The organism is Listeria sp. SHR_NRA_18 (genome assembly GCF_003856515.1).
GTDB lineage: Bacteria > Bacillota > Bacilli > Lactobacillales > Listeriaceae > Listeria_A > Listeria_A newyorkensis.
This window is the reverse complement of record NZ_QPKR01000001.1, coordinates 563082-582977: the sequence shown is the minus strand read 5'-3', so window position 1 is coordinate 582977 and position 19896 is coordinate 563082. Positions and strand designations below refer to the sequence as shown.

The 19896-nt window shown below is 44.7% G+C and carries 20 protein-coding genes; 19 read left to right on the top strand and 1 reads right to left on the bottom strand.

The window, feature by feature from the left end:
* Positions 1 to 40 precede the first annotated feature (40 nt).
* The 7 genes from DUK53_RS02920 (at position 41) to DUK53_RS02890 (ending at position 6555) form a co-directional block, all read left to right on the top strand.
* Positions 41 to 799: a Stp1/IreP family PP2C-type Ser/Thr phosphatase gene (locus DUK53_RS02920; RefSeq protein ID WP_036093377.1), complete on the top strand. Its 759-nt coding sequence runs from the start codon at positions 41 to 43 to the stop codon at positions 797 to 799.
* Positions 796 to 2754, top strand: coding sequence for a Stk1 family PASTA domain-containing Ser/Thr kinase (pknB, locus tag DUK53_RS02915; protein WP_036093376.1), 1959 nt, complete (start codon positions 796 to 798; stop codon positions 2752 to 2754). Before DUK53_RS02920 ends, pknB begins: the two co-directional genes overlap by 4 nt.
* 3 nt (positions 2755 to 2757) lie before the next feature.
* Entirely contained in the window at positions 2758 to 3645 is an 888-nt protein-coding gene (rsgA, locus tag DUK53_RS02910; protein WP_036093374.1) for a ribosome small subunit-dependent GTPase A, read from the top strand.
* A gap of 1 nt (position 3646) precedes the next feature.
* Positions 3647 to 4303, top strand: a complete 657-nt coding sequence (gene rpe / locus DUK53_RS02905; protein WP_036093373.1) for a ribulose-phosphate 3-epimerase — start codon at positions 3647 to 3649, stop codon at positions 4301 to 4303.
* 737 nt (positions 4304 to 5040) lie between these two features.
* Positions 5041 to 5679 (top strand): thiamine diphosphokinase, encoded by a 639-nt coding sequence (locus tag DUK53_RS02900; protein WP_036130854.1) that lies wholly within the window; start codon positions 5041 to 5043, stop codon positions 5677 to 5679.
* A 13-nt stretch (positions 5680 to 5692) separates the two neighbouring features.
* Positions 5693 to 6052 carry a DUF1418 family protein gene (locus DUK53_RS02895; RefSeq protein WP_036093369.1) on the top strand — a complete coding sequence of 120 codons (360 nt, stop codon included), beginning with the start codon at positions 5693 to 5695 and terminating at the stop codon, positions 6050 to 6052.
* Positions 6052 to 6555 (top strand): hypothetical protein, encoded by a 504-nt coding sequence (locus DUK53_RS02890; protein ID WP_036093367.1) that lies wholly within the window; start codon positions 6052 to 6054, stop codon positions 6553 to 6555. Before DUK53_RS02895 ends, DUK53_RS02890 begins: the two co-directional genes overlap by 1 nt.
* A gap of 198 nt (positions 6556 to 6753) precedes the next feature.
* On the opposite strand, the gene rpmB is transcribed toward DUK53_RS02890, so the two are convergent.
* Positions 6754 to 6942 (bottom strand): 50S ribosomal protein L28, encoded by a 189-nt coding sequence (gene rpmB, locus DUK53_RS02885; RefSeq protein WP_036060116.1) that lies wholly within the window; start codon positions 6940 to 6942, stop codon positions 6754 to 6756.
* Between the two features lie 1083 nt (positions 6943 to 8025).
* Between rpmB and DUK53_RS02880 the strand changes: the two genes are divergently transcribed.
* From DUK53_RS02880 to rnc, 12 genes are all read left to right on the top strand, one after another.
* Positions 8026 to 8391, top strand: coding sequence for an Asp23/Gls24 family envelope stress response protein (locus tag DUK53_RS02880; RefSeq protein ID WP_036093360.1), 366 nt, complete (start codon positions 8026 to 8028; stop codon positions 8389 to 8391).
* Between the two features lie 16 nt (positions 8392 to 8407).
* Positions 8408 to 10066 carry a DAK2 domain-containing protein gene (locus tag DUK53_RS02875; protein WP_036093358.1) on the top strand — a complete coding sequence of 553 codons (1659 nt, stop codon included), beginning with the start codon at positions 8408 to 8410 and terminating at the stop codon, positions 10064 to 10066.
* 199 nt (positions 10067 to 10265) lie between these two features.
* Positions 10266 to 10928, top strand: a complete 663-nt coding sequence (gene sdaAB, locus DUK53_RS02870; RefSeq protein ID WP_036093357.1) for an L-serine ammonia-lyase, iron-sulfur-dependent subunit beta — start codon at positions 10266 to 10268, stop codon at positions 10926 to 10928.
* A gap of 39 nt (positions 10929 to 10967) precedes the next feature.
* Positions 10968 to 11867 (top strand): L-serine ammonia-lyase, iron-sulfur-dependent, subunit alpha, encoded by a 900-nt coding sequence (gene sdaAA / locus DUK53_RS02865; protein ID WP_036093354.1) that lies wholly within the window; start codon positions 10968 to 10970, stop codon positions 11865 to 11867.
* Positions 11851 to 13899: an ATP-dependent DNA helicase RecG gene (gene recG, locus DUK53_RS02860; RefSeq protein WP_036093351.1), complete on the top strand. Its 2049-nt coding sequence runs from the start codon at positions 11851 to 11853 to the stop codon at positions 13897 to 13899. Before sdaAA ends, recG begins: the two co-directional genes overlap by 17 nt.
* Before the next feature lie 106 nt (positions 13900 to 14005).
* On the top strand, positions 14006 to 14590 hold the full coding sequence (gene fapR / locus DUK53_RS02855; protein WP_036093349.1) for a transcription factor FapR: 585 nt from the start codon (positions 14006 to 14008) through the stop codon (positions 14588 to 14590).
* Complete coding sequence (gene plsX, locus DUK53_RS02850; protein ID WP_036093346.1) at positions 14587 to 15627, top strand: phosphate acyltransferase PlsX; 1041 nt, start codon at positions 14587 to 14589, stop codon at positions 15625 to 15627. The genes fapR and plsX overlap by 4 nt, the downstream gene beginning before the upstream one ends.
* Positions 15620 to 16570 carry an ACP S-malonyltransferase gene (fabD, locus tag DUK53_RS02845; RefSeq protein WP_036093345.1) on the top strand — a complete coding sequence of 317 codons (951 nt, stop codon included), beginning with the start codon at positions 15620 to 15622 and terminating at the stop codon, positions 16568 to 16570. Before plsX ends, fabD begins: the two co-directional genes overlap by 8 nt.
* Positions 16567 to 17310 carry a 3-oxoacyl-[acyl-carrier-protein] reductase gene (gene fabG / locus DUK53_RS02840; protein WP_036093342.1) on the top strand — a complete coding sequence of 248 codons (744 nt, stop codon included), beginning with the start codon at positions 16567 to 16569 and terminating at the stop codon, positions 17308 to 17310. Before fabD ends, fabG begins: the two co-directional genes overlap by 4 nt.
* Before the next feature lie 144 nt (positions 17311 to 17454).
* On the top strand, positions 17455 to 18660 hold the full coding sequence (locus DUK53_RS02835; RefSeq protein ID WP_077917903.1) for an immunity 26/phosphotriesterase HocA family protein: 1206 nt from the start codon (positions 17455 to 17457) through the stop codon (positions 18658 to 18660).
* 103 nt (positions 18661 to 18763) lie between these two features.
* Positions 18764 to 18997, top strand: a complete 234-nt coding sequence (locus tag DUK53_RS02830; protein ID WP_036060159.1) for an acyl carrier protein — start codon at positions 18764 to 18766, stop codon at positions 18995 to 18997.
* A 196-nt stretch (positions 18998 to 19193) separates the two neighbouring features.
* Positions 19194 to 19883, top strand: a complete 690-nt coding sequence (rnc, locus tag DUK53_RS02825; RefSeq protein WP_036093337.1) for a ribonuclease III — start codon at positions 19194 to 19196, stop codon at positions 19881 to 19883.
* Positions 19884 to 19896: the final 13 nt, after the last annotated feature.

Sequence of the window (19896 nt, the reverse complement as noted above, 5' to 3'; positions counted from 1 at the left end):
AATGGTTGAAATTTTCCCAGCAGTGTGAGGTGTAAGCAATATGCATGCAGAATTTAGAACAGATCGAGGCAGAATCAGAAATCATAATGAAGATAACGGTGGCATTTTCGAAAATCAACTCGGAAATCCGCTGGTCATCGTTGCAGATGGAATGGGTGGTCACCGAGCTGGCGACGTTGCTAGTGAAATGGCGGTTCGTTTACTCAGCGAAAAGTGGCAAAATGTTGCTGATATGAAGTCTGCGGCAGAAATCGACGCATGGTTCCGCGAAGCTATTCAAGCCGTGAACGAGCAAATTTTGGCGCACGCAAAACAAGATCCAACCCTTCAAGGCATGGGAACAACACTTGTTGCGGCCGTTTTTTCAAATAGTCAAATCATCGTGGCAAACGTTGGCGATAGTCGTGGTTACATTATGAAAAATGGTGTGCTAGAACAGCTTACCGAAGACCATTCGCTCGTCAATGAACTGCTTCGTAAAGGCGAGATTACGAAAGAAGACGCGGAGAATCATCCACGCAAAAATATTTTATTACGCGCGCTAGGCATTGAAGGAAACGTAGAGACGGATGTCTTTATTTTGCCATTTCAAGCGAAGGATCAGCTGTTGCTTTGCTCGGATGGTTTATCGAATATGCTGACGGAGCAAGAAATCGAAGCGGTTCTCACAAGCAAACGAACGCTCGCAGAAAAAGCGGACATTTTTATCACGAAAGCGAACGCAAACGGTGGAGAGGACAACATCACGGTGTTGCTTTTGGAGCGGAATTTAAGGGAGAAAGGTAGGGATGTATCATGATGATCGGCAAGCGAATTAATGACCGTTACAAAGTTGTCAGCGCAATCGGTGGCGGCGGAATGGCCAATGTTTTTCTTGCACATGACATGATTCTTGATCGCAATGTGGCTGTCAAAGTATTGCGCATTGATTTAGCAGATGAAAGCAACTTGATACGCCGTTTTCAGCGAGAAGCACAATCAGCGACAAGCCTGGTGCATCCAAACATTGTTAGCATTTACGATGTAGGCGAGGAGAACGACCTTCACTACATCGTAATGGAATACGTAGAAGGAATGGATTTAAAGCAGTACATTCATGAAAACCATCCAATTCCATTCGAAAAAGCTGTGGATATCATGCTCCAAATCGTTTCAGCCGTTGCGGTAGCCCACAGTGCACATATCGTCCATCGTGACTTGAAGCCACAAAATATTTTAATCGACCATGACGGCGCTGTGAAAATTACCGATTTCGGTATCGCGATGGCCCTTTCTGAAACATCGATTACGCAAACCAATTCGCTACTCGGCTCGGTGCATTATTTGTCACCAGAACAAGCCCGAGGCGGCATGGCAACACAAAAATCAGACATTTACTCACTCGGAATCGTCCTCTACGAATTGCTTGTCGGGAAAGTCCCGCATGACGGTGAATCGCCGGTTTCCATCGCAATCAAGCATTTACAAGCAAGCATCCCATCGATTCGCGACCAAAACCAAGATATTCCACAAAGTTTAGAAAATATCGTTATTCGCGCGACGGCCAAAGATCCATTTTTGCGCTATCAAACGGCTGAAGAAATGAAAGCAGATTTAAAAACGGCGTTGGACCCAGAGCGGCGCAACGAACCGAAATACGTATTCCCGATGGACGATGGCGAAACGAAAACCATCCCGATTATCGCAACGAAAAGCGCGATGCAAAACCTCGATAATACGGTGGTCAGCGCCGCTGAAAAACCAGAAGAACCTACCGAACCACCGAAAAAGAAAAAGAGCAACAAAAAGAAAATCTGGATTATTTCCGCCGTCGTTCTTTTATTCGCGATTATCATCGTTGCCCTCTGGCTCATGGGTCGTCCCCCAGCCACAGTGAAGATTCCAAACGTGGCAAATGATACGAAAGAAACCGCCGTGCAAAAACTGCAAGACGCGGGCTTTGTCGTCGGAGAAACGTTTGAGAAGAATAGCGATAAAGTCGATGAAGGAAAAATCATTGAAACCGATCCCGAAATTGGGACAGGCGAAGAAAAAGGCTCAACAGTCAATCTATACATGAGCATTGGCGCGAAAAAAATCACGGTAGAAGATTACACCGGCAAGACATACGATACCGTGAAACAAGTATTAGAGCAGCAAGGCTACAAAAAAGTAAGCTACACCGAGGAATATAGCGATTCCGTCGATTCAGGCGTGATTATTTCGCAAGATCCGACATCAGGAAGCGAGGTTGTTGCTGCGGATACAGAGATTTCATTCGTGGTGAGTAAGGGCGCGCAACCGTTAACGCTAAAAGACTTATCTGGATTTAACCAAGTCGGCTTAGACGATTATGCGAGCTCTAACGACATTACTATTTCCGTTGGCAGTGAAGAATATTCCGATACAGTCGGCGCTGGCCAAGTCATCTCGCAAAAACCAGAAGCAGGTGCGTCTTTAAATAAAGGCGATAAAGTGACGGTTGTGATGAGTAAAGGTCCGAAAGAAAAAGAAGTGAAAACGGTCAAACGAACCATTAATATCAAGTATGAGCCGGAAGATCCAGCTGCGAATCCGCTCGTACCACAGCATATTCAGATTTATATTCAAGACAAGAATAACAGTATGACGAAAGCCTACAAAGAAATGGATATCACGAAAGACACAACCGAGACGCTATCTTTTGACATTGAAGAAGGCACACAAGGCGGTTACAAAGTCGTTCGCGATAATACCGTTATTTTAGAGGAAACCATTGATTATCCAAATTCATAAGAAATGAAGGTGACTTTTCTGGAAGGACAAATTATGAAGGCGTTAAGCGGTTTTTATTACGTTTATTGCGAGGGCAAAACCTATCAATGTCGCGCGCGTGGTAATTTTAGAAAACGTGGATTGACACCACTCGTCGGCGATCATGTCGTTTTTCAAGCAGATAATTTAAAAGAAGGGTATGTGCTAGACCTACTTCCTCGGAAAAATGCGCTAGTACGCCCACCGATTGCGAATGTCGATTTAGCATTGCTCGTTTTTTCAGCAGTGGAGCCGGATTTCTCCGCTAATTTAGCCGACCGGTTCTTGGTAGCTATTGAGTTGGAAGACGTGGAACCCGTTATTTGTATCAGCAAAATGGACTTGGCGGATGACGCGCGAAAAGCCGAAATCGCCGAGTACCAAGCGATATATGAGGAAGCGGGATATCAAGTGCTGCTGACGAATACCGAAATCGATAAAAAAGCTGTTCTTGACGTTATCGCTGGGAAAATTGCCGTGATTGCAGGCCAGTCCGGTGTTGGGAAATCGACGTTACTCAATGCACTGAATCCGAACTTAGATATTGAAACAGGCGTCATCTCGTTCGTGTTAGGACGCGGAAAACATACGACACGTCATGTGGAATTGATGACAATCGGCGACGGTTTTATTGCGGATACACCAGGTTTTAGCTCGATTGAAATGGACGAATTAACGACTGAAAATCTCCAATTTTGCTTTCCAGAAATAGATCGGCGTCGCGGCGAATGCAAGTTCCGCGGTTGCGTTCACGAAAACGAGCCGAAATGCGCCGTGAAAACCGCAGTTGAAAATGGTGAAATTGCAGCTTTTCGGTACAAGCATTACATTCAAATTTTAACCGAAGTCAAAAACAAAAAAGAGAGGTATTAACATGGGAAAAATAGCTCCATCGATACTCAGCGCAGACTTTGCCAATTTAGCAGCAGATATTAAGGAAGTGGAAGGATACGGTGCGGACTACATTCACGTTGATGTGATGGATGGTCATTTTGTACCAAATATCACGTTCGGACCAAGTGTTGTCAAAGCCATTCGACCGGTTACAAAATTGCCACTGGATGTACATTTGATGATTGAAAATCCCGATTTATACATTCCGGAATTTGCAAAAGCTGGCGCGGACTACATCTCAGTACACGTAGAAGCATGCCCGCATTTACACCGTACTTTGCAGTTAATTCGTTCATTTGATGTGAAAGCGGGCGTTGTTTTGAATCCGGCGACACCGATTGAGATGATTCAGCATGTGTTGGAAGAAGTCGATTTAATACTATTTATGACGGTTAATCCAGGATTTGGCGGCCAGAGTTTTATTAAAGAAGTGCTACCAAAGATTACAGCCGCGAAGCAAATGATTGACGAAAAAGGCTTAGACATTGAGATTGAAGTAGACGGCGGCGTGGACGATAAAACTGCACCACTATGCGTAGCAGCAGGCGCCGATGTTTTTGTCGCAGGATCGTATATTTATGGAAATAAGAACAGAGAGAAAGCCGTGGACAAGCTGCGGGAAATTGTGGGGGAATAACGAAAAGCTGAAGAAGCCCGTTAGACCCGAAAAAATTTGTTAGGGGGCGCAGTAAAAGTCCTCTTTTGACTTTTGCGGAGGCCACGAAAATTTCGAGGGGCTGGCTTCTGAAGCTGGATCTGGAAACGATGATACGTCAAAAACCCGAAGCGTTCCCGCAAACAAGATTGCTGGACTACGATAACCACCAAATTATCACTAGTCCGCCGTTCAGCTGTAGAGAAATTTGTAATGGAGCCTGTCATGACGAAGTACAAGGAACGAATGCTCACTCTGTTCACACTCGTATTGAGGCTCTAAATCGGCGAATGATGCCTCATAAGAGCCACAACATAGGGGGGCGCAGTAAAAGTCCTCTTTTGACTTTTGCGGAGGCCACGAAAATTTCGAGGGGCTGGCTAAAAGGAATGCAGTTTCATTACATTCAACTGCATATTGAGGTTCTAAAAAAGCAAAAAACGCTTTTCAAGAACCACAACAAAGCTAGATCTGGAAACGATGATACGTCAAGAACCCGAAGCGTTCCAGCAAACAAGATTGCTGGACTATGAATAACTACCAAATTACTATTAGTCCGCCGTTCAGCTGTAGAAAAGTTTGTAGTGGAGCCTGTCATGACGGAGTACAAGGAACGAATGCTCACTCTGTTCACACTCGTATTGAGGCTCTAAATCGGCGAATGATGCCTCATAAGAGCCACAACATCTCTATGCATACCAAGGAGGGAGATAAATCCAATGAAAACCTTACATATCATGGTCGGAGGTCCAGAATTGGAACTCCCTGATATATCACAATACGACAAAACAATCCCGTGGATCGGCGTTGACCGCGGTGCCATTCGCCTTACCAATCGCGGTATCACACCTATCATCGCGATGGGAGACTTCGATTCCCTTTCCAAACCAGAACTAGCGCACTTAAAAACACTAACCGAAGTAACCGAATTCCCAGCCGAAAAAGACGAAACAGACACCGAAATAGGCCTTCAGTGGGCGCTCGCTCAACAACCAGACCTCATTCGAATTTTTGGCGCGACGGGTGGTCGTCTGGATCACCTACTTGCGAACATTATGATGCTCATGCAACCACGTTATCTGGATGTTATCTCTAAAATCGAGCTAATCGATCGCTATAACTATATCAAAATGTACATGCCAGGCGAATATACAGTTTCTCGAATTCCGGACAAAAAATACGCCGCCTTCATAACGATGGCAGACGTGACAAAACTGACATTAAAAGGATTCAAATACCCATTAACCGAAGCCGACTACCCATTTGGAGCCGCACTTTCCAGCAACGAATTTCTGGACGAACAAGGCACGTTTTCATTCCAAACAGGTTTAATTTTATTTATCCAAAGTAATGACTAGAGGGAGTATTGCAATGAAAGATAATACAGCTTTAATCGCAAAAAGATCGAAAATAGCCCTGATTGTGACGATTATCGGATTGATTTTAAGCGTTCTCGTACAAATTTCTACCTTTATTAATCTCGGAAAAAGCAGCACCAATCCGTTATATAATGCCTTGATGAGCATGACTTACATTGGGATTTTTTTCATGATTATTGCGGTTGTTGGACTGATTTTCCTAATCAAAAAAAGCTATTACAAAGCTGGCTTAACGTTAACAATCACGGGAATCGCATGTGCTATTTTTGTGAATCCATTCCCTGGAATCGCGATTCTTATTGGTGGCGTCATCGTTTCTAACGTAGATAAACTAGAAAAAGGCGAACGCTGATGAAGAAAAGCTTTCAAATCTTGCTATTAGTATGTTTATTTCTCGCACTCTCCGCTTGTTCGACAGCTCCCAATGGCTTAAACGACAACAAGAGTTCGAGTCCGGATGAAGCGGCGGACAAGCTCGCAACACAGACAATTGAAGCTATTTTTGCTAAAGATGCAACGAGTGTCCAGAAAAATACGGTGGGGAATGCATTATTCGACTTGCCGACATATAATAGCACGTATAAAGAAATAATTGAGGGCAAAGATTACTTATATGGCGCCTATTACCAAAAAGATAAGATTTATTATTTGTTCACATTCATGGATAAAGAAAAGCCGGAAAAACTAGAATTGACGCTTCAAAAAGTGGATGGTGCATGGCAATTGCTGGCGCTTACTCCTTGGAATACGAAAGGAACAGACCTGACTGAAAAAGAGATTTACAATAAGATTGGTAAAGGGACTGGCGAGGATATTCGAATTTTTGAACGTGGTGCTAATTTTATGCGGATATAGAAGTATGTTGAATAGTGGGTGAGATCACGATTGTGTTCTTGTCTGCTATTTTTTTGTTCGGGCTGGGATGATGTGATAACTTAGGCTTCAAGCTTCGTAAGAATAAGACTGCAAATGAAGTGACTAGGGACGTTTCACAAGAACGGTTTTTAGACAAAGAAAAAATGCAGCGTCCGAAGACCTGCATCCATTTTCTTATTAAACACGTTCAACTTTACCGGATTTAAGCGCACGAGCTGAAACCCAAACTTTTTTAGGTTTGCCGTTTACTAAGATACGAACTTTTTGTAAGTTTGCTTTCCAAGTACGTTTGCTTGCGTTCATCGCGTGGGAACGTTTGTTACCAGAACGAGTTTTACGACCTGTGATTACGCATACTTTTGCCATCGTTATTTCCCTCCTTACAGAGCTACTTCAAAAAAGCTGCTAGTTACCCATCTATCGCATAAAAATAGCTTTTTGTTTTTCATATACTACAATAATTTATCATAAACAGACTTCAATTGCAACCTCTTAAGCGAAAAACCTGCAAAGAATTTTTACTTGACACCATGAAAAGCGGAAACAGCCCGTTAGCTTCGACAGAAATTGTTAGGGGGCGCAGTGAAAATCCTCTTTTGATTTTTACGGAGGCCACGAAATTTCCGAGAAGCTGGCTGTTGAAGCTAGACAGAGCGTGAAGCAATCACCAAACGAACGCAGAACATGATTTATGCTAAGTTAAGAGTAGCCTTTGGTTTTCTAGGATGTGGCTTCTGGAGCTGAATCCGAAGGTGCAAAACGTGATGGTGGAGAACATGGAACGAATGCTCGCTTTGCTCATACTCGTATTGAGGCTCTAAATCGGCAAGTGATGCCTCATAAGAGCCACAACATAGGGGGCGCAGTGAAAACCCGCACTTGGTTTTTGCGTAGGCCACGAAAATTTCGAGGATCTGGCTGTTGAAGCTAGACAAATCGTGAAGAACCCTACAAACGAACGCTGAATATGACTTACGCTATGCCGAAAGTAGCCCTTGCTGTTTTGGGCATCACGCATAAATCAGGGCGAAAAGTTTTTCAAGTGAAAGCAATGCTCTTAGCCAAGCACAAGGAACGAATGCTCACTACATTCTCATTCATCCAAGTTTCCAGCTCATATACTAATTAAGCAAGCATCATAGTTCAGCATCTAAGAGCCACGGATGGATTACCTGCTCGCTACGCTCACATGCATATTGACAATCTAATTCCGCAAGGGGCATGGAACGAATGCTCGCTGTACTCACACTCATATTGAGACTCTAATTCAGCAAAAGACGCTTCATAAGAGTCACAACAACAAACTCCTTCCCAACCCCCTTTAATTATAGTAGAATAGAAAGGAACAGAAATGTTAGTGTGATTTTTTAAGTAAAGATAGCAGGAAGCGCAGGCAAGAAATCGGCTTCTTCCACAAAACCTACTTAATAATAAGGAGGAACTATAAAGATGACAATTGAAATGGAAACAAAACTTGGCAAAATTGATATCACAACAGACGTGATCGCAACGCTTGCTGGGGGTGCGGCAGAGGAGAATTTCGGCATTGTTGGGATGGCGAGTCAACATCAAATCCGTGATGGCTTGACTGATATTTTACGTCGTGAAAACTATACGAAAGGTGTTATTGTTCGTCAAGAGGATGAGGGTTTAAATATTGATATGTATATTATTGTTGGTTTTGGTACCAAGATTTCCGAAGTGGCTCATAACGTACAAGAGCGCGTGAAGTATACATTAGAAAAAACGTTGGGCATCACAGTTGATTCTGTGAATATCTATGTTCAGGGTGTCCGTGTGACGAACGAATCATAAGGGAGGATACGTAATCGTGAGTATGTATCAGTTGAATGGAGAAAAATTAGCGGCAATGATTGCAGCTGGATCGGAAAATTTAGCAAAGAACGCAGATTTCGTAGACTCTTTGAATGTCTTTCCAGTTCCAGACGGAGACACTGGGACCAATATGAATCTTTCTATGACGAGCGGTGCGCAAGAGGTTAGTCGAAATAGCATGAGCACGGTTGGCGCAGTAGGAAGCAGTTTAGCAAAAGGACTTCTAATGGGAGCGCGCGGTAATTCGGGTGTTATTTTATCCCAACTTTTCCGTGGTTTTTCAAAGTCTATCGAAGGCAAAACCGAACTTAATACGAAAGAATTGGCAGCTGCGTTTACGGCTGGCGTGGAGACCGCGTATAAAGCCGTGATGAAACCAGTCGAAGGTACGATTTTGACGGTGGCTCGTGAAGCAGCAAAAGCGGGTGTAATCGCGGCCAATGAATCAGATGATATCGAATTCGTGATGCAACAAATCCTTGAAAAAGGTAGAATCGTACTTGCCAAAACGCAAGAAATGTTGCCAGTTTTGAAAGAAGTTGGCGTCGTGGATAGTGGTGGGCAAGGCTTGATTATTATTTATGAGGGATTCTACGCGGCGTTAACAGGCAATGAAGATGGCATAACGAACTACACGGCTTCGATGGGCGAGCTTATTAATGCCGAACATCATCGCCACGTGCAGGATGTCATGTCAACAGAAGAAATCGTTTACGGTTATTGCACGGAAATCATGGTGCAAATCAATGAAAATAAACCGGGACAAAAGAAATTTGATGAAGAGAAATTCCGCGCGGATCTTTCAGAAATGGGCGATTCCTTGCTTGTTGTTGCAGACGATGAAGTGGCAAAAGTCCATGTTCATACAGAGCATCCGGGAAATGTTTTCAATTACGGTCAACAATACGGTAGCCTCATCAAAATGAAAGTCGATAATATGCGCGAACAACATCGCGAAGTCGTGAAAGATACACCGGCAGAAGCATCTGAAAAAGCGGCTTATGGTATCGTGACGGTTTCGGTTGGAGAGGGTATTAAACGCCTATTTGAAAGTGTTGGCGCTACGGTCGTTCTTTCTGGTGGTCAAACGATGAATCCAAGTACGGAAGATATTGTGAAGGCGATTGAATCAGCAAATGCCGAGCAAGTTTTTGTACTACCGAACAATAAAAATATTCAAATGGCTGCAGATCAAGCCGCGCTTATTTTAGGCGAAGATAAGGTTAAAATTATTCCGACGAAAACGATTCCACAAGGTTTAGCGGCATTGCTTGTTTTCCAAGCAGATTTCACATTTGAGGATAATGCGAATGAGATGATTGCGGCTATTCAAGATATCGCGAGCGGACAAGTGACGACAGCGGTTCGTGATACGACGGTGGAAGGCGTGACGATTAAGAAAGATGATTATATCGGGATTGTGGAAGGCGACATTAAAGTGAGCCATCCAAGCCTTGAAGCAGCTACAGTTGCGACGCTTTCTGAAATGGTCGATGAATATAGTGAGATTGTGACGTTGCTTTACGGGGAAGACGTGACGGAGGCGGATGCTGAAAAAGTAGCGGAGCTTGTGTCGAATCAGTATCCTGAGATTGAATTTGAGATTCATTCTGGTGGGCAGCCGGTCTACCCTTACATCTTCTCCGTCGAGTAGTCGCTCAGCGACGCGGCAAACGTCCATCTCCGTCGTTAAAGCCTGTGCTCCGATGCTCACGTACAGTCGTACGCTCCGCTTCGGTGCTCGGCTTTGCCTAGGATATGAACATTTGCCGCGCCGCTGAGGTTTGGCGGTGTATCCAAACTGGAACAAGAGATTGAGAGATTTTATACTAATTAAGAAGGGGTGAAGTGAGATGAAATTTAATAGTGTGTTTGATATTATTGGGCCGGTGATGATTGGGCCTTCGAGTTCGCATACGGCTGGGGCTTGTCGGATTGGCGCTGTGGCTCGGAGTGTTTTTAATGAGATGCCAATGCAGGTGGATATTCATTTGTATGGTTCTTTTGCGAAGACGTATAAGGGGCACGGGACGGATGTGGCGCTGATTGGTGGTTTGCTTGGTTTTGAGACGGATGATGAGCGGATGCCGGACGCGATCAAATTGGCCGAAGAGTGGGGCATGCATATTAATTTCATCGAGGAACGCGAGGAAGCGGCTCACCCCAATACGGTAAAATTAGTGCTTAAAAATGGGATGCAACAGACAACGTTGGTTGGGGCATCAATCGGTGGCGGTAAGGTCGAAATTGTACGCTTGAATGAGTTCGAGCTCGAGTTTACGGGAATGTCGCCGGCTGTTTTAGTGTTACATAAAGATCAGTTTGGCGCAATTGCAGCTGTTTCGGGAATTTTTGCCAAGCATGAGATTAATATCGGACAAATGAAAGTATCTAGAAAAGTAAAAGGCGACGAAGCTTTGATGGTGCTTGAGGTAGACCAGCGCGTGGATCAGGTTGTTTTGGACGAGATTAAAGGGTTACCAGACATTTATCAGGTGGCTAGTTTTGTTTTATAAAATTATAAATAAAACATGAAAGTAAAGGAGGTCAAGAAAATGTTCCATTCAGTTGCAGAACTTATCGATATCGCAAATCGCGACAATAAACCAATCTCGGAAATTATGATTGAGCGTGAAATGCACGTTACGAACAATACGCGTGAAACTATTTTGGAGGTCATGGATCGTAATTTAACTGTGATGGAAGAGGCTATTGCGCGCGGGGAGGACGGCGTCGAGTCCACTACTGGCTTAACAGGTGGTGATGCGGTTCTCATGCGGGAATACATCGCGAAAGGTAATATGCTCTCCGGCGAGACGATTTTAGATGCGGTGGCTAAAGCGATTGCGACAAATGAGGTCAACGCTGCGATGGGCGTGATTTGTGCGACGCCGACTGCGGGTAGCGCTGGGGTTGTTCCTGGTGTGCTTTACGCGGTGAAGGATCGTTTGAACATGTCGCGTGATGATATGTTGCGCTTCCTTTTCACGGCTGGTGCATTCGGATTTGTAGTGGCGAATAAAGCCTTTATTTCTGGCGCGGCAGGTGGTTGCCAAGCGGAGATTGGATCGGCGAGTGCGATGGCGTCGGCTGCGATTGTGGAGGCGGCAGGCGGGACTCCGGAACAATCAGCTGAAGCGATGGCGATGACGATGAAAAATATGTTAGGACTTGTTTGTGATCCTGTGGCTGGTCTTGTTGAGGTTCCGTGTGTGAAACGTAACGCGCTAGGGGCTTCACAGGCGATGATTTCAGCGGATATGGCATTAGCGGGTATCAAAAGTAGAATTCCATGTGATGAAGTGATTGAGGCAATGTACCGCGTGGGGTTACAAATGCCGAGTTCATTACGTGAAACCGGCGAAGGAGGTCTAGCGGCAACACCTACTGGTAGGGCAGTACAAAGAAAGATCTTTGGTTTGTCGCCGCAAGAGGAACGTGAAGAATCTGAATGATATTCCAGTGACTGACGTGAAGGGTGTCGGCGCTGAAACGGCAAAAACGTTAAAAGAATTGGATATAGAGACAGTAGCAGATTTACTTTTCAATTTTCCGTATCGGTATGAGGATTATCGGTTGCGGGATTTGTCCGAAGTGGCGCATGAGGAGCGGGTGACGGTGCAAGGCGAAGTCCTGACCGAGCCTACTCTGGCCTACTACGGGAGGAAGAAATCGAAGCTGTCTTTTCGCGTTGCATCGGGGCATCAAGTCGTGAAAATCGATTTTTTCAATCAGCCGTACATAAAAGGTAAACTGGCGATTGGCGATGCGGTGACGGTTTCAGGGAAGTGGGATAAAGGTCGCGCGCAGATTACAGCTAGTAAATATAAGTTGGGACATCAAACCTCGGAAGAAGCGCTTGAAGGGGTCTACAGGCTAAAAGGCACGATTCGAAATAAAACGTTGCTGAAATTCACGGCCGCTGCTTTTGACGCGTACAGTGACTCCATCGTTGAAATTTTACCTGACAAATGGCTGCAAAAATATCAGCTGATTTCAAGGCAGGAAGCGGTTCAATTTTTACATTTTCCAAAAAGTCCGGAAGAGCTGAAACAGGCGCGGCGTCGGATGGTGTACGAAGAATTCCTGTTGTTCCAGTTGAAAATGCAGCTATTCCGCAAAATAGAGCGTGAACGGACTGGCGGAGTATCGATTGATTATGATGTCAATGATCTGCGTCACTATATCGAAAGCTTGCCATTCCCGCTTACCGGCGCACAAAAACGAGTGGTCAATGAAATATGCGGCGACATGAAATCGCATTTCCATATGAACCGCCTGCTTCAAGGGGATGTAGGGTCTGGAAAAACCGTCGTGGCCTCGATCGCTCTCTATGCTGCTGCAAAAAGTGGTTTTCAGGGTGCATTGATGGTACCGACAGAGATTTTGGCAGAGCAACACGCGAATTCGTTAGTCGATTTATTGCAACCCTTCGATGTCACCGTCGGACTCCTAACAAGTAGCGTCAAAGGCAAGCGGCGGCGCGAAATGTTGGCGTTGCTGGAAGCAGGAGAAATCGATGTTCTTGTCGGAACACATGCCCTCATTCAAGACGAGGTTATTTTTAAGAAGTTAGGGATTGTCATCACGGATGAGCAACATCGATTTGGCGTCGAGCAACGTCGTGTCTTGCGCGAAAAAGGCGCGTTTCCCGATGTTCTATTCATGACAGCGACACCGATTCCGCGGACGCTTGCCATCACGGCTTTTGGCGAAATGGATGTGTCCGTTATCGACGAATTGCCGGCCGGTCGGAAGCAAATCGAAACGTATTGGGTGAAACATCAAATGCTCGAACGCGTCATCGGTTTTATCGAACAGGAAATCACGAAAGGGCGTCAAGCCTACGTGATCTGCCCACTTATCGAAGAATCAGAGAAATTAGACGTCCAAAATGCCATTGACGTATATAATATTCTAAACGGCAAATGGCAAGGCAAGCACTCGGCGGGCTTGATGCACGGTAAACTTCCATCGGTAGAAAAAGACCAGATTATGCGGGACTTCAACGATCACAAAATCGATTGCCTCATCTCTACAACGGTTGTCGAAGTCGGCGTCAACGTTCCAAACGCAACGATGATGGTTATCTACGACGCAGACCGGTTTGGCCTCGCGCAACTGCATCAACTTCGCGGTCGTGTTGGCCGTGGCGCCGAGCAGTCCTTTTGCGTCCTCATCGCCGACCCGAAAACCGAAGTCGGCAAGGAGCGGATGACCATCATGACCGAGACAAATGACGGCTTTGTTGTCAGCGAACGCGATTTAGAACTCCGCGGTCCCGGCGACTTTTTCGGCAAAAAACAAAGCGGTATCCCAGAATTTAAAGTCGCCGATATGGTGCATGACTATCGCGTTTTGGAAATTGCCCGCCAAGACGCCGTCGAAATCATTTATCACGATGGCTTTTTAGAACAAGCAGAATACGCTCCATTACGCGACTTTTTCGAGGCGAACGGCGTCTTCGGGGAACAGAAATTAGACTGATTCCCGAAACATGCCTAGCCTTATAACTTGCATGTTGAGAGCATTTTTTATATATTACTCTTAGTATCTGGTGTTAAAATTCAAAAAAGAAAAGGAGGGAACGCGGATGAAAAAATATCCGAAAAAAGAAAGGCAAACGCGGCTGGTCCAAGCGATTGAAGACAATCCGTTTATCACCGACGAACAATTGGCCGAAAAGTTTCAAGTCAGCGTGCAGACCGTTCGACTAGACCGGGTCGCACTCGCGATTCCAGAACTTCGCGAACGAATCAAACACGTGGCTTCCGAAAACTACGCAGATGCCGTTCGCTCCCTTCCAATCGAAGAAATTATCGGTGAAATCATTGACATTGAATTAAATAAAGGCGCTATTTCGATTTTTGAAGTAGGTCCAGAACATGTTTTTAAACGAAATAAAATTGCCCGCGGACATCATTTGTTCGCCCAAGCTAATTCGCTAGCAACGGCGATTATTCCGAACGATTTGGCACTTACAACGCAAGCCACCGTCCGTTTTATTCATTCCGTAAAAGAAGGCGAGCGTGTGATTGCCAAGGCGAAAGTGCGTGATGACCGCGATAGTAAGTCGATCACGATTGTCGATGTTAACAGCTATGTCGGGGATGAACTGGTTTTAAAAGGAAAATTTGAGATGTACCATACAAAAGAAAAAAGGAGTGACGTGAAATGAGAATCGCGATAGATGCAATGGGCGGCGATAATGCGCCTAAAGAAATTGTGCTCGGAGTTATGAAAGCCGCGGCACAGTATAAAGATGTAGAGTTCCTCCTTTTTGGTGATGAAGTGAAAATCAATGAATATTTGGCGGATAAAACGCGCATTCAAATCATACATACGGACGAAAAAATCGAAAGTGACGATGAACCAGTCCGTGCTGTGAAGCGTAAAAAAAGAGCATCGATGGTCTTAGCCGCGCAAGCCGTGAAAGATGGCGAGGCAGATGCGTGCATTTCGGCGGGAAACACGGGTGCTTTGATGGCAACGGGTCTGTTCGTGATTGGCCGCATTAAAGGCATCGATCGCCCAGCGCTTGCACCAACTTTGCCAACCGTTACCGGAAAAGGTTTTGTGATGCTCGATTTAGGTGCGAATTCCGAAGCAAAACCCGAACACCTTTTGCAGTTTGGATTAATGGGTTCGGTTTACGCGGAGAAAGTCCGTAAAATCGAGCGTCCGCGCGTGGCATTGCTCAATATCGGAACCGAGGAAACAAAAGGAAACGATTTGACGAAGCGCGCTTTTGAGTTAATGAAGAATCAAGACGTGTACCATTTTGTCGGCAATGTGGAATCACGTGATATCATGATGGATGTTGCGGATGTTATTGTAACAGACGGTTTCACGGGGAACATGGTGTTGAAATCGATCGAAGGAACAGCCGGCGCATTCTTCAGCCTGATGAAAATGAGCTTAATGAACGGCTTCAAAAATAAAATCGCTGCATCGTTCTTGAAAAAAGATTTGATGGAACTAAAAGCGAAAATGGACTACAGCGAATACGGCGGCGCTTGTTTATTCGGCGTCCAAGCCCCAGTCATTAAGGCACATGGCTCATCCAATGCGAACGCGATTTTTTCAACGGTTCGTCAAGCACGCGATATGGTCCAAAAGCAAGTCGTGGAAACAATTATAACCGAAGTGGCGAGCGGTCACTTAAAAGCAGAACAAGATAAAGCAAATCAAGAAGGAGGCACGAAAGATGAGTAAAATAGCATTCGTATTTCCCGGTCAAGGCTCACAAAAAGTCGGCATGGGGCAAGATGTTGCAGCAGAATATCAAGAGGCAAAAGCGGTTTATACAGCAGCTGACGCTAAATTAGGCTATTCCATCACCGACGTGATCGAGAACGGTCCAATGGAACTTTTAACAAAATCAGAAAACGCCCAACCAGCGCTTGTTTCGACGAGTGTGGCAATTTTAAAAGCATTGGAAACGTATGGTGTCCAAGCGGATTTCGTTGCAGGACATAGTTTAGGCGAGTACAGCGCGCTTGTTGCAGGCGGTTTTTTGTCAGCAGAAGACGCGATTTATTTAGTACACCGTCGCGGTAAATTGATGGAAGCAGCTGTGCCAAATGGTCAAGGCGCGATGGCAGCAGTTTTAGGCTTAGATCGCGAAACACTAGGCGCCATAACGGATTCCGTAACGACAGAAGGCGATGACGTGCAGCTAGCGAACCTCAACTGCCCGGGCCAAATCGTGATTTCAGGAACCGTAGCAGGCGTTGAAAAAGCAGGCGAACAAGCAAAAGTTGCAGGTGCCAAACGCGTGTTACCTCTTGCAGTAAGCGGCCCATTCCACTCTAAATTAATGGTTCCAGCGGCCGAACAATTCCAAGCAGAGTTAGAAAAAGTAACTTTCCAAGACGGCACGATTCCAGTCGTGAATAACGTTGACGCAAAAGCAACGACAGATAAAAACGCGATCCCAGAAAAATTAGTACAACAAATCTATTCGCCCGTTTTGTGGGAAGATATCATTACGAATCTCGTAGCAGAAGGCGTGGATACGTTTGTTGAAATCGGTTCAGGCAAAGTACTTTCCGGCCTAATCAAGAAAATTAATCGCGATGTAACGATTCTAGCAGCAGGTGATGTAGCCTCTGTCAAAGAAGTAGCGGAACAATTGAAGGAGGCAGCAAAACAATGACTTTAACAGGAAAAGTAGCCCTAGTTACAGGCGGTTCGCGCGGCATTGGTCGCGAAATCGTTCTGACGCTAGCCAAGCAAGGCGCAACGGTATTTTTTAACTACAATGGCTCTCAGGAAGCAGCAGAAGCAATCGTTAGCGAGATTGTAGCAGCGGGCGGAGAAGCAGCGGCGATGAAAGCAAATGTTGCTGTGGAGGAAGACGTACAAGCCTTATTTAAAGAAGCAGTCGACAAATACGGTCGAATCGATATTTTAGTCAATAACGCAGGAATTACGCGCGATAACCTATTGATGCGCATGAAAGTAGACGAATGGGATGCGGTTATCGATACGAATCTAAAAGGCGTTTTCCTATGCACAAAAGCCGTTTCTCGCACGATGATGAAACAGCGCTACGGTAAAATTATTAACATCACGTCCGTTGTTGGCTTGATTGGAAACGCAGGTCAAGCAAACTACGTGGCGAGTAAAGCCGGCGTTATCGGTCTTACGAAAACAACGGCGCGTGAATTAGCAACACGTGGCATTAACGTGAACGCGGTCGCTCCAGGTTTCATTGCTACGGAAATGACGGATGAGCTTGATGAAGCAACAAAAGAAGCAATGTTAGCACAAATTCCGCTTGGTAAATACGGTTCAGTGGAAGACGTTGCGAATGCTGTATTGTTCTTGGCAAGCGATGTTTCAAGCTACATGACGGGGCAGACGATCGCAGTTGATGGCGGCATGACAATGTAGTCTTGCCGGGCGACGAGAAATACCCATCTTCGTCGTTAAAGTCTGTGCTCCGATGCTCACGTACCTGAGTACGCTCCGCTTCGGTGCTCGACTTCGCCTAGAATCTGGGCATTTCTCGTCGCCCGGCAGTTTGGTGGTACGGGGATGATTTGGAAGGTAGTCAAGGTGAAATTAATAAATTCAGAAAAGTGCTTAGCTAGGAGTGAAAAAATGTTGTTCGAATTAACAAATGAACAGCGGAGCTATCTTGGCCTGACGCTTATTGAGGATAGTTGGGATAGGGTCGTATTCAATGAACACATAACGCTATTTTTTGATGGTGATGCATTATGCAAACAAATAAATGTCCATGAGAATAGCTATTTTGAGACCAGTCTAAATGAAAATACTTCTGAAAATAGAACAATCCTGCTTCCAAAGACAGCAAAAGGAAAACCGAAGAAATTGAATTTTACTGCGCTACAAAATTGTCGAGGCGTTGGTGTCTATTTTAGATACAATGGCTATGTTACAATTGCTAATTTCACCACGCAGACGACATTCTATAATTCTTTTGGCAATGAAGAGGAAGGGCAGAGTTTTGATGATTTAAAACTCTGGTTGAATCAATGGATGCGCGACTCAACAGAGAAAGATTTGAAACAGCTAAATGCCTTTAAATCAATGAAGCGCCAACGTAAAAAATACCAAGCGGGTGACTTTTTTACCTTTAAATTAGGGAGAAGAAAATTTGGTGTAGGCAGAATCTTGTTAGTTATTGATCCAATTCGAAAAGCGGTTGAAAAAGGCATATTACAAGAAAAGCATTATGGCTTGCATCTGATGGGAAAGCCTATAGTCATTAAAGTGTATAATAAAGTCAGTGACACTGAGAACTTTGATTTAGACGAACTTGCCACGTGTCCGGCTTTTCCGTCAGATTTTATTGCTGACAATGTTTTCTATTATGGAGAATATAATGTTATTGGAAACAGGTCGCTTCAACCAGCAGAGCTTGAATTTCCAATTTCATATAGTCGTAGCATTGATGGACAAGATCCTGATACGGTTTATCTTCAATATGGTATGATTTATTTAGAAACGAATATTAAAAACTATAACCGCTATCTAAACGAGGCAATAGACGCTATGCACTACAGTAGCAATCCATATCGATTTGAGTCCATTGGTTTTAGTATCCTGTTTCGAAATCGAGCGGAACTACTGGGCAGAAAGCTGGATATGGCAGATGACAAAAGTGATTTGCGCCATCCAGAAAACGCTAAGATAAAACAGGATATTTTTACCCACTTTGGCTTAGATGCAACGAAAAGCTACGCGGAAAACTATGAGATATACCTAAATAAATAGCTCAGCGGCACCTGGAATATCGCTAATTTAAACAATTTTTTAATTAATAGTTTACGAATACGAAGAAATCCTATATAATACTTGGAGGGAGGTGAAGTAAACAATGGCAGAAGTATTAGAGAAAGTAACTAAGATCATCGTTGACCGTTTAGGCGTCGAGGAATCTAAAGTGACTTTAGAAGCTTCCTTCAAAGACGATCTAGGTGCAGATTCACTAGACGTTGTTGAATTGGTTATGGAACTTGAAGATGAATTTGGTGTAGAAATTTCAGACGATGATGCAGCAAATATTGAAAAAGTTGGGGACGCTGTGAAATACATAGAGGCGAACGCATAATTCCGACTTGTTTTAAACAAATGAACGAGGGTGTCTAGGTAGCACAGACTGTTTTAGACGGGTATTCCGGTTAAAAATTCTGTCGCGCATCTAGACATCCTCTTTTTCCACATTAAAGTTTATTTTCTAAGCAGACTCTTATTTTAAAGATGTTTAGAAAATAAAGCTCTGGTGTATCGAAATGGAGGCTTTACGGATGAATCTTTGGGAAGAATTACAGGAAAGTGTTGGTTTTACATTCACGGATACGAATCTTCTAAAAACGGCTTTTACGCACTCGTCTTACGTGAACGAACATCGCAAGGAGAAAATCGAGGATAATGAGCGTTTGGAGTTTCTAGGGGACGCGGTGCTTGAGGTGACCGTTTCACATTATTTATTCACGAAATTTCCAAATATGGCGGAGGGACAAATGACGAAAATGCGTGCAGCAATCGTTTGTGAGCCCTCGCTCGTCGATTTTGCGGAGATGGTGAACTTCTCGCGGTATGTGCGACTTGGACGCGGGGAAGAGCGCGCTGGTGGCAGAACACGCCCGGCCTTGCTCGCAGACGTATTCGAGTCCTTTATCGGAGCGCTATTCCTCGATCAGGGGCTGGACAAGGTCGTGCGTTTCTTAGAGCGCGTCGTGTTTCCGAAAATCGATGTGGGCTATTTTGAGCAGACCGTCGATTATAAAACGCAGCTACAAGAAATTGTGCAAAAAGACCGTGACGTCGTGATTACGTATACGATTCTAGATGAAAAAGGACCAGCGCACAGCAAGGCTTTCGAAGCTATCGTCGCCATCAATCAAGAAAAACGCGGCGCTGGAACTGGTAAAACGAAGAAACAAGCGGAGCAAAATGCCGCCAAAAGCGCTATCCAAGCGTTGCGCCAAAACTAAGCGGTGAAGGAGT

Excerpts from the sequence above, each read along its gene's own strand:
- DUK53_RS02920 (WP_036093377.1), top strand. The coding sequence starts at position 41 with ATGCATGCAGAATTTAGAACAGATCGAGGCAGAATCAGAAATCATAAT.
- pknB (WP_036093376.1), top strand. The coding sequence starts at position 796 with ATGATGATCGGCAAGCGAATTAATGACCGTTACAAAGTTGTCAGCGCA.
- rsgA (WP_036093374.1), top strand. The coding sequence starts at position 2,758 with ATGAAGGTGACTTTTCTGGAAGGACAAATTATGAAGGCGTTAAGCGGT.
- rpe (WP_036093373.1), top strand. The coding sequence starts at position 3,647 with ATGGGAAAAATAGCTCCATCGATACTCAGCGCAGACTTTGCCAATTTA.
- DUK53_RS02900 (WP_036130854.1), top strand. The coding sequence starts at position 5,041 with ATGAAAACCTTACATATCATGGTCGGAGGTCCAGAATTGGAACTCCCT.
- DUK53_RS02895 (WP_036093369.1), top strand. The coding sequence starts at position 5,693 with ATGAAAGATAATACAGCTTTAATCGCAAAAAGATCGAAAATAGCCCTG.
- DUK53_RS02890 (WP_036093367.1), top strand. The coding sequence starts at position 6,052 with ATGAAGAAAAGCTTTCAAATCTTGCTATTAGTATGTTTATTTCTCGCA.
- rpmB (WP_036060116.1), bottom strand. The coding sequence starts at position 6,942 with ATGGCAAAAGTATGCGTAATCACAGGTCGTAAAACTCGTTCTGGTAAC.
- DUK53_RS02880 (WP_036093360.1), top strand. The coding sequence starts at position 8,026 with ATGACAATTGAAATGGAAACAAAACTTGGCAAAATTGATATCACAACA.
- sdaAB (WP_036093357.1), top strand. The coding sequence starts at position 10,266 with ATGAAATTTAATAGTGTGTTTGATATTATTGGGCCGGTGATGATTGGG.
- sdaAA (WP_036093354.1), top strand. The coding sequence starts at position 10,968 with ATGTTCCATTCAGTTGCAGAACTTATCGATATCGCAAATCGCGACAAT.
- fapR (WP_036093349.1), top strand. The coding sequence starts at position 14,006 with ATGAAAAAATATCCGAAAAAAGAAAGGCAAACGCGGCTGGTCCAAGCG.
- plsX (WP_036093346.1), top strand. The coding sequence starts at position 14,587 with ATGAGAATCGCGATAGATGCAATGGGCGGCGATAATGCGCCTAAAGAA.
- fabD (WP_036093345.1), top strand. The coding sequence starts at position 15,620 with ATGAGTAAAATAGCATTCGTATTTCCCGGTCAAGGCTCACAAAAAGTC.
- fabG (WP_036093342.1), top strand. The coding sequence starts at position 16,567 with ATGACTTTAACAGGAAAAGTAGCCCTAGTTACAGGCGGTTCGCGCGGC.
- DUK53_RS02835 (WP_077917903.1), top strand. The coding sequence starts at position 17,455 with ATGATTTGGAAGGTAGTCAAGGTGAAATTAATAAATTCAGAAAAGTGC.
- DUK53_RS02830 (WP_036060159.1), top strand. The coding sequence starts at position 18,764 with ATGGCAGAAGTATTAGAGAAAGTAACTAAGATCATCGTTGACCGTTTA.
- rnc (WP_036093337.1), top strand. The coding sequence starts at position 19,194 with ATGAATCTTTGGGAAGAATTACAGGAAAGTGTTGGTTTTACATTCACG.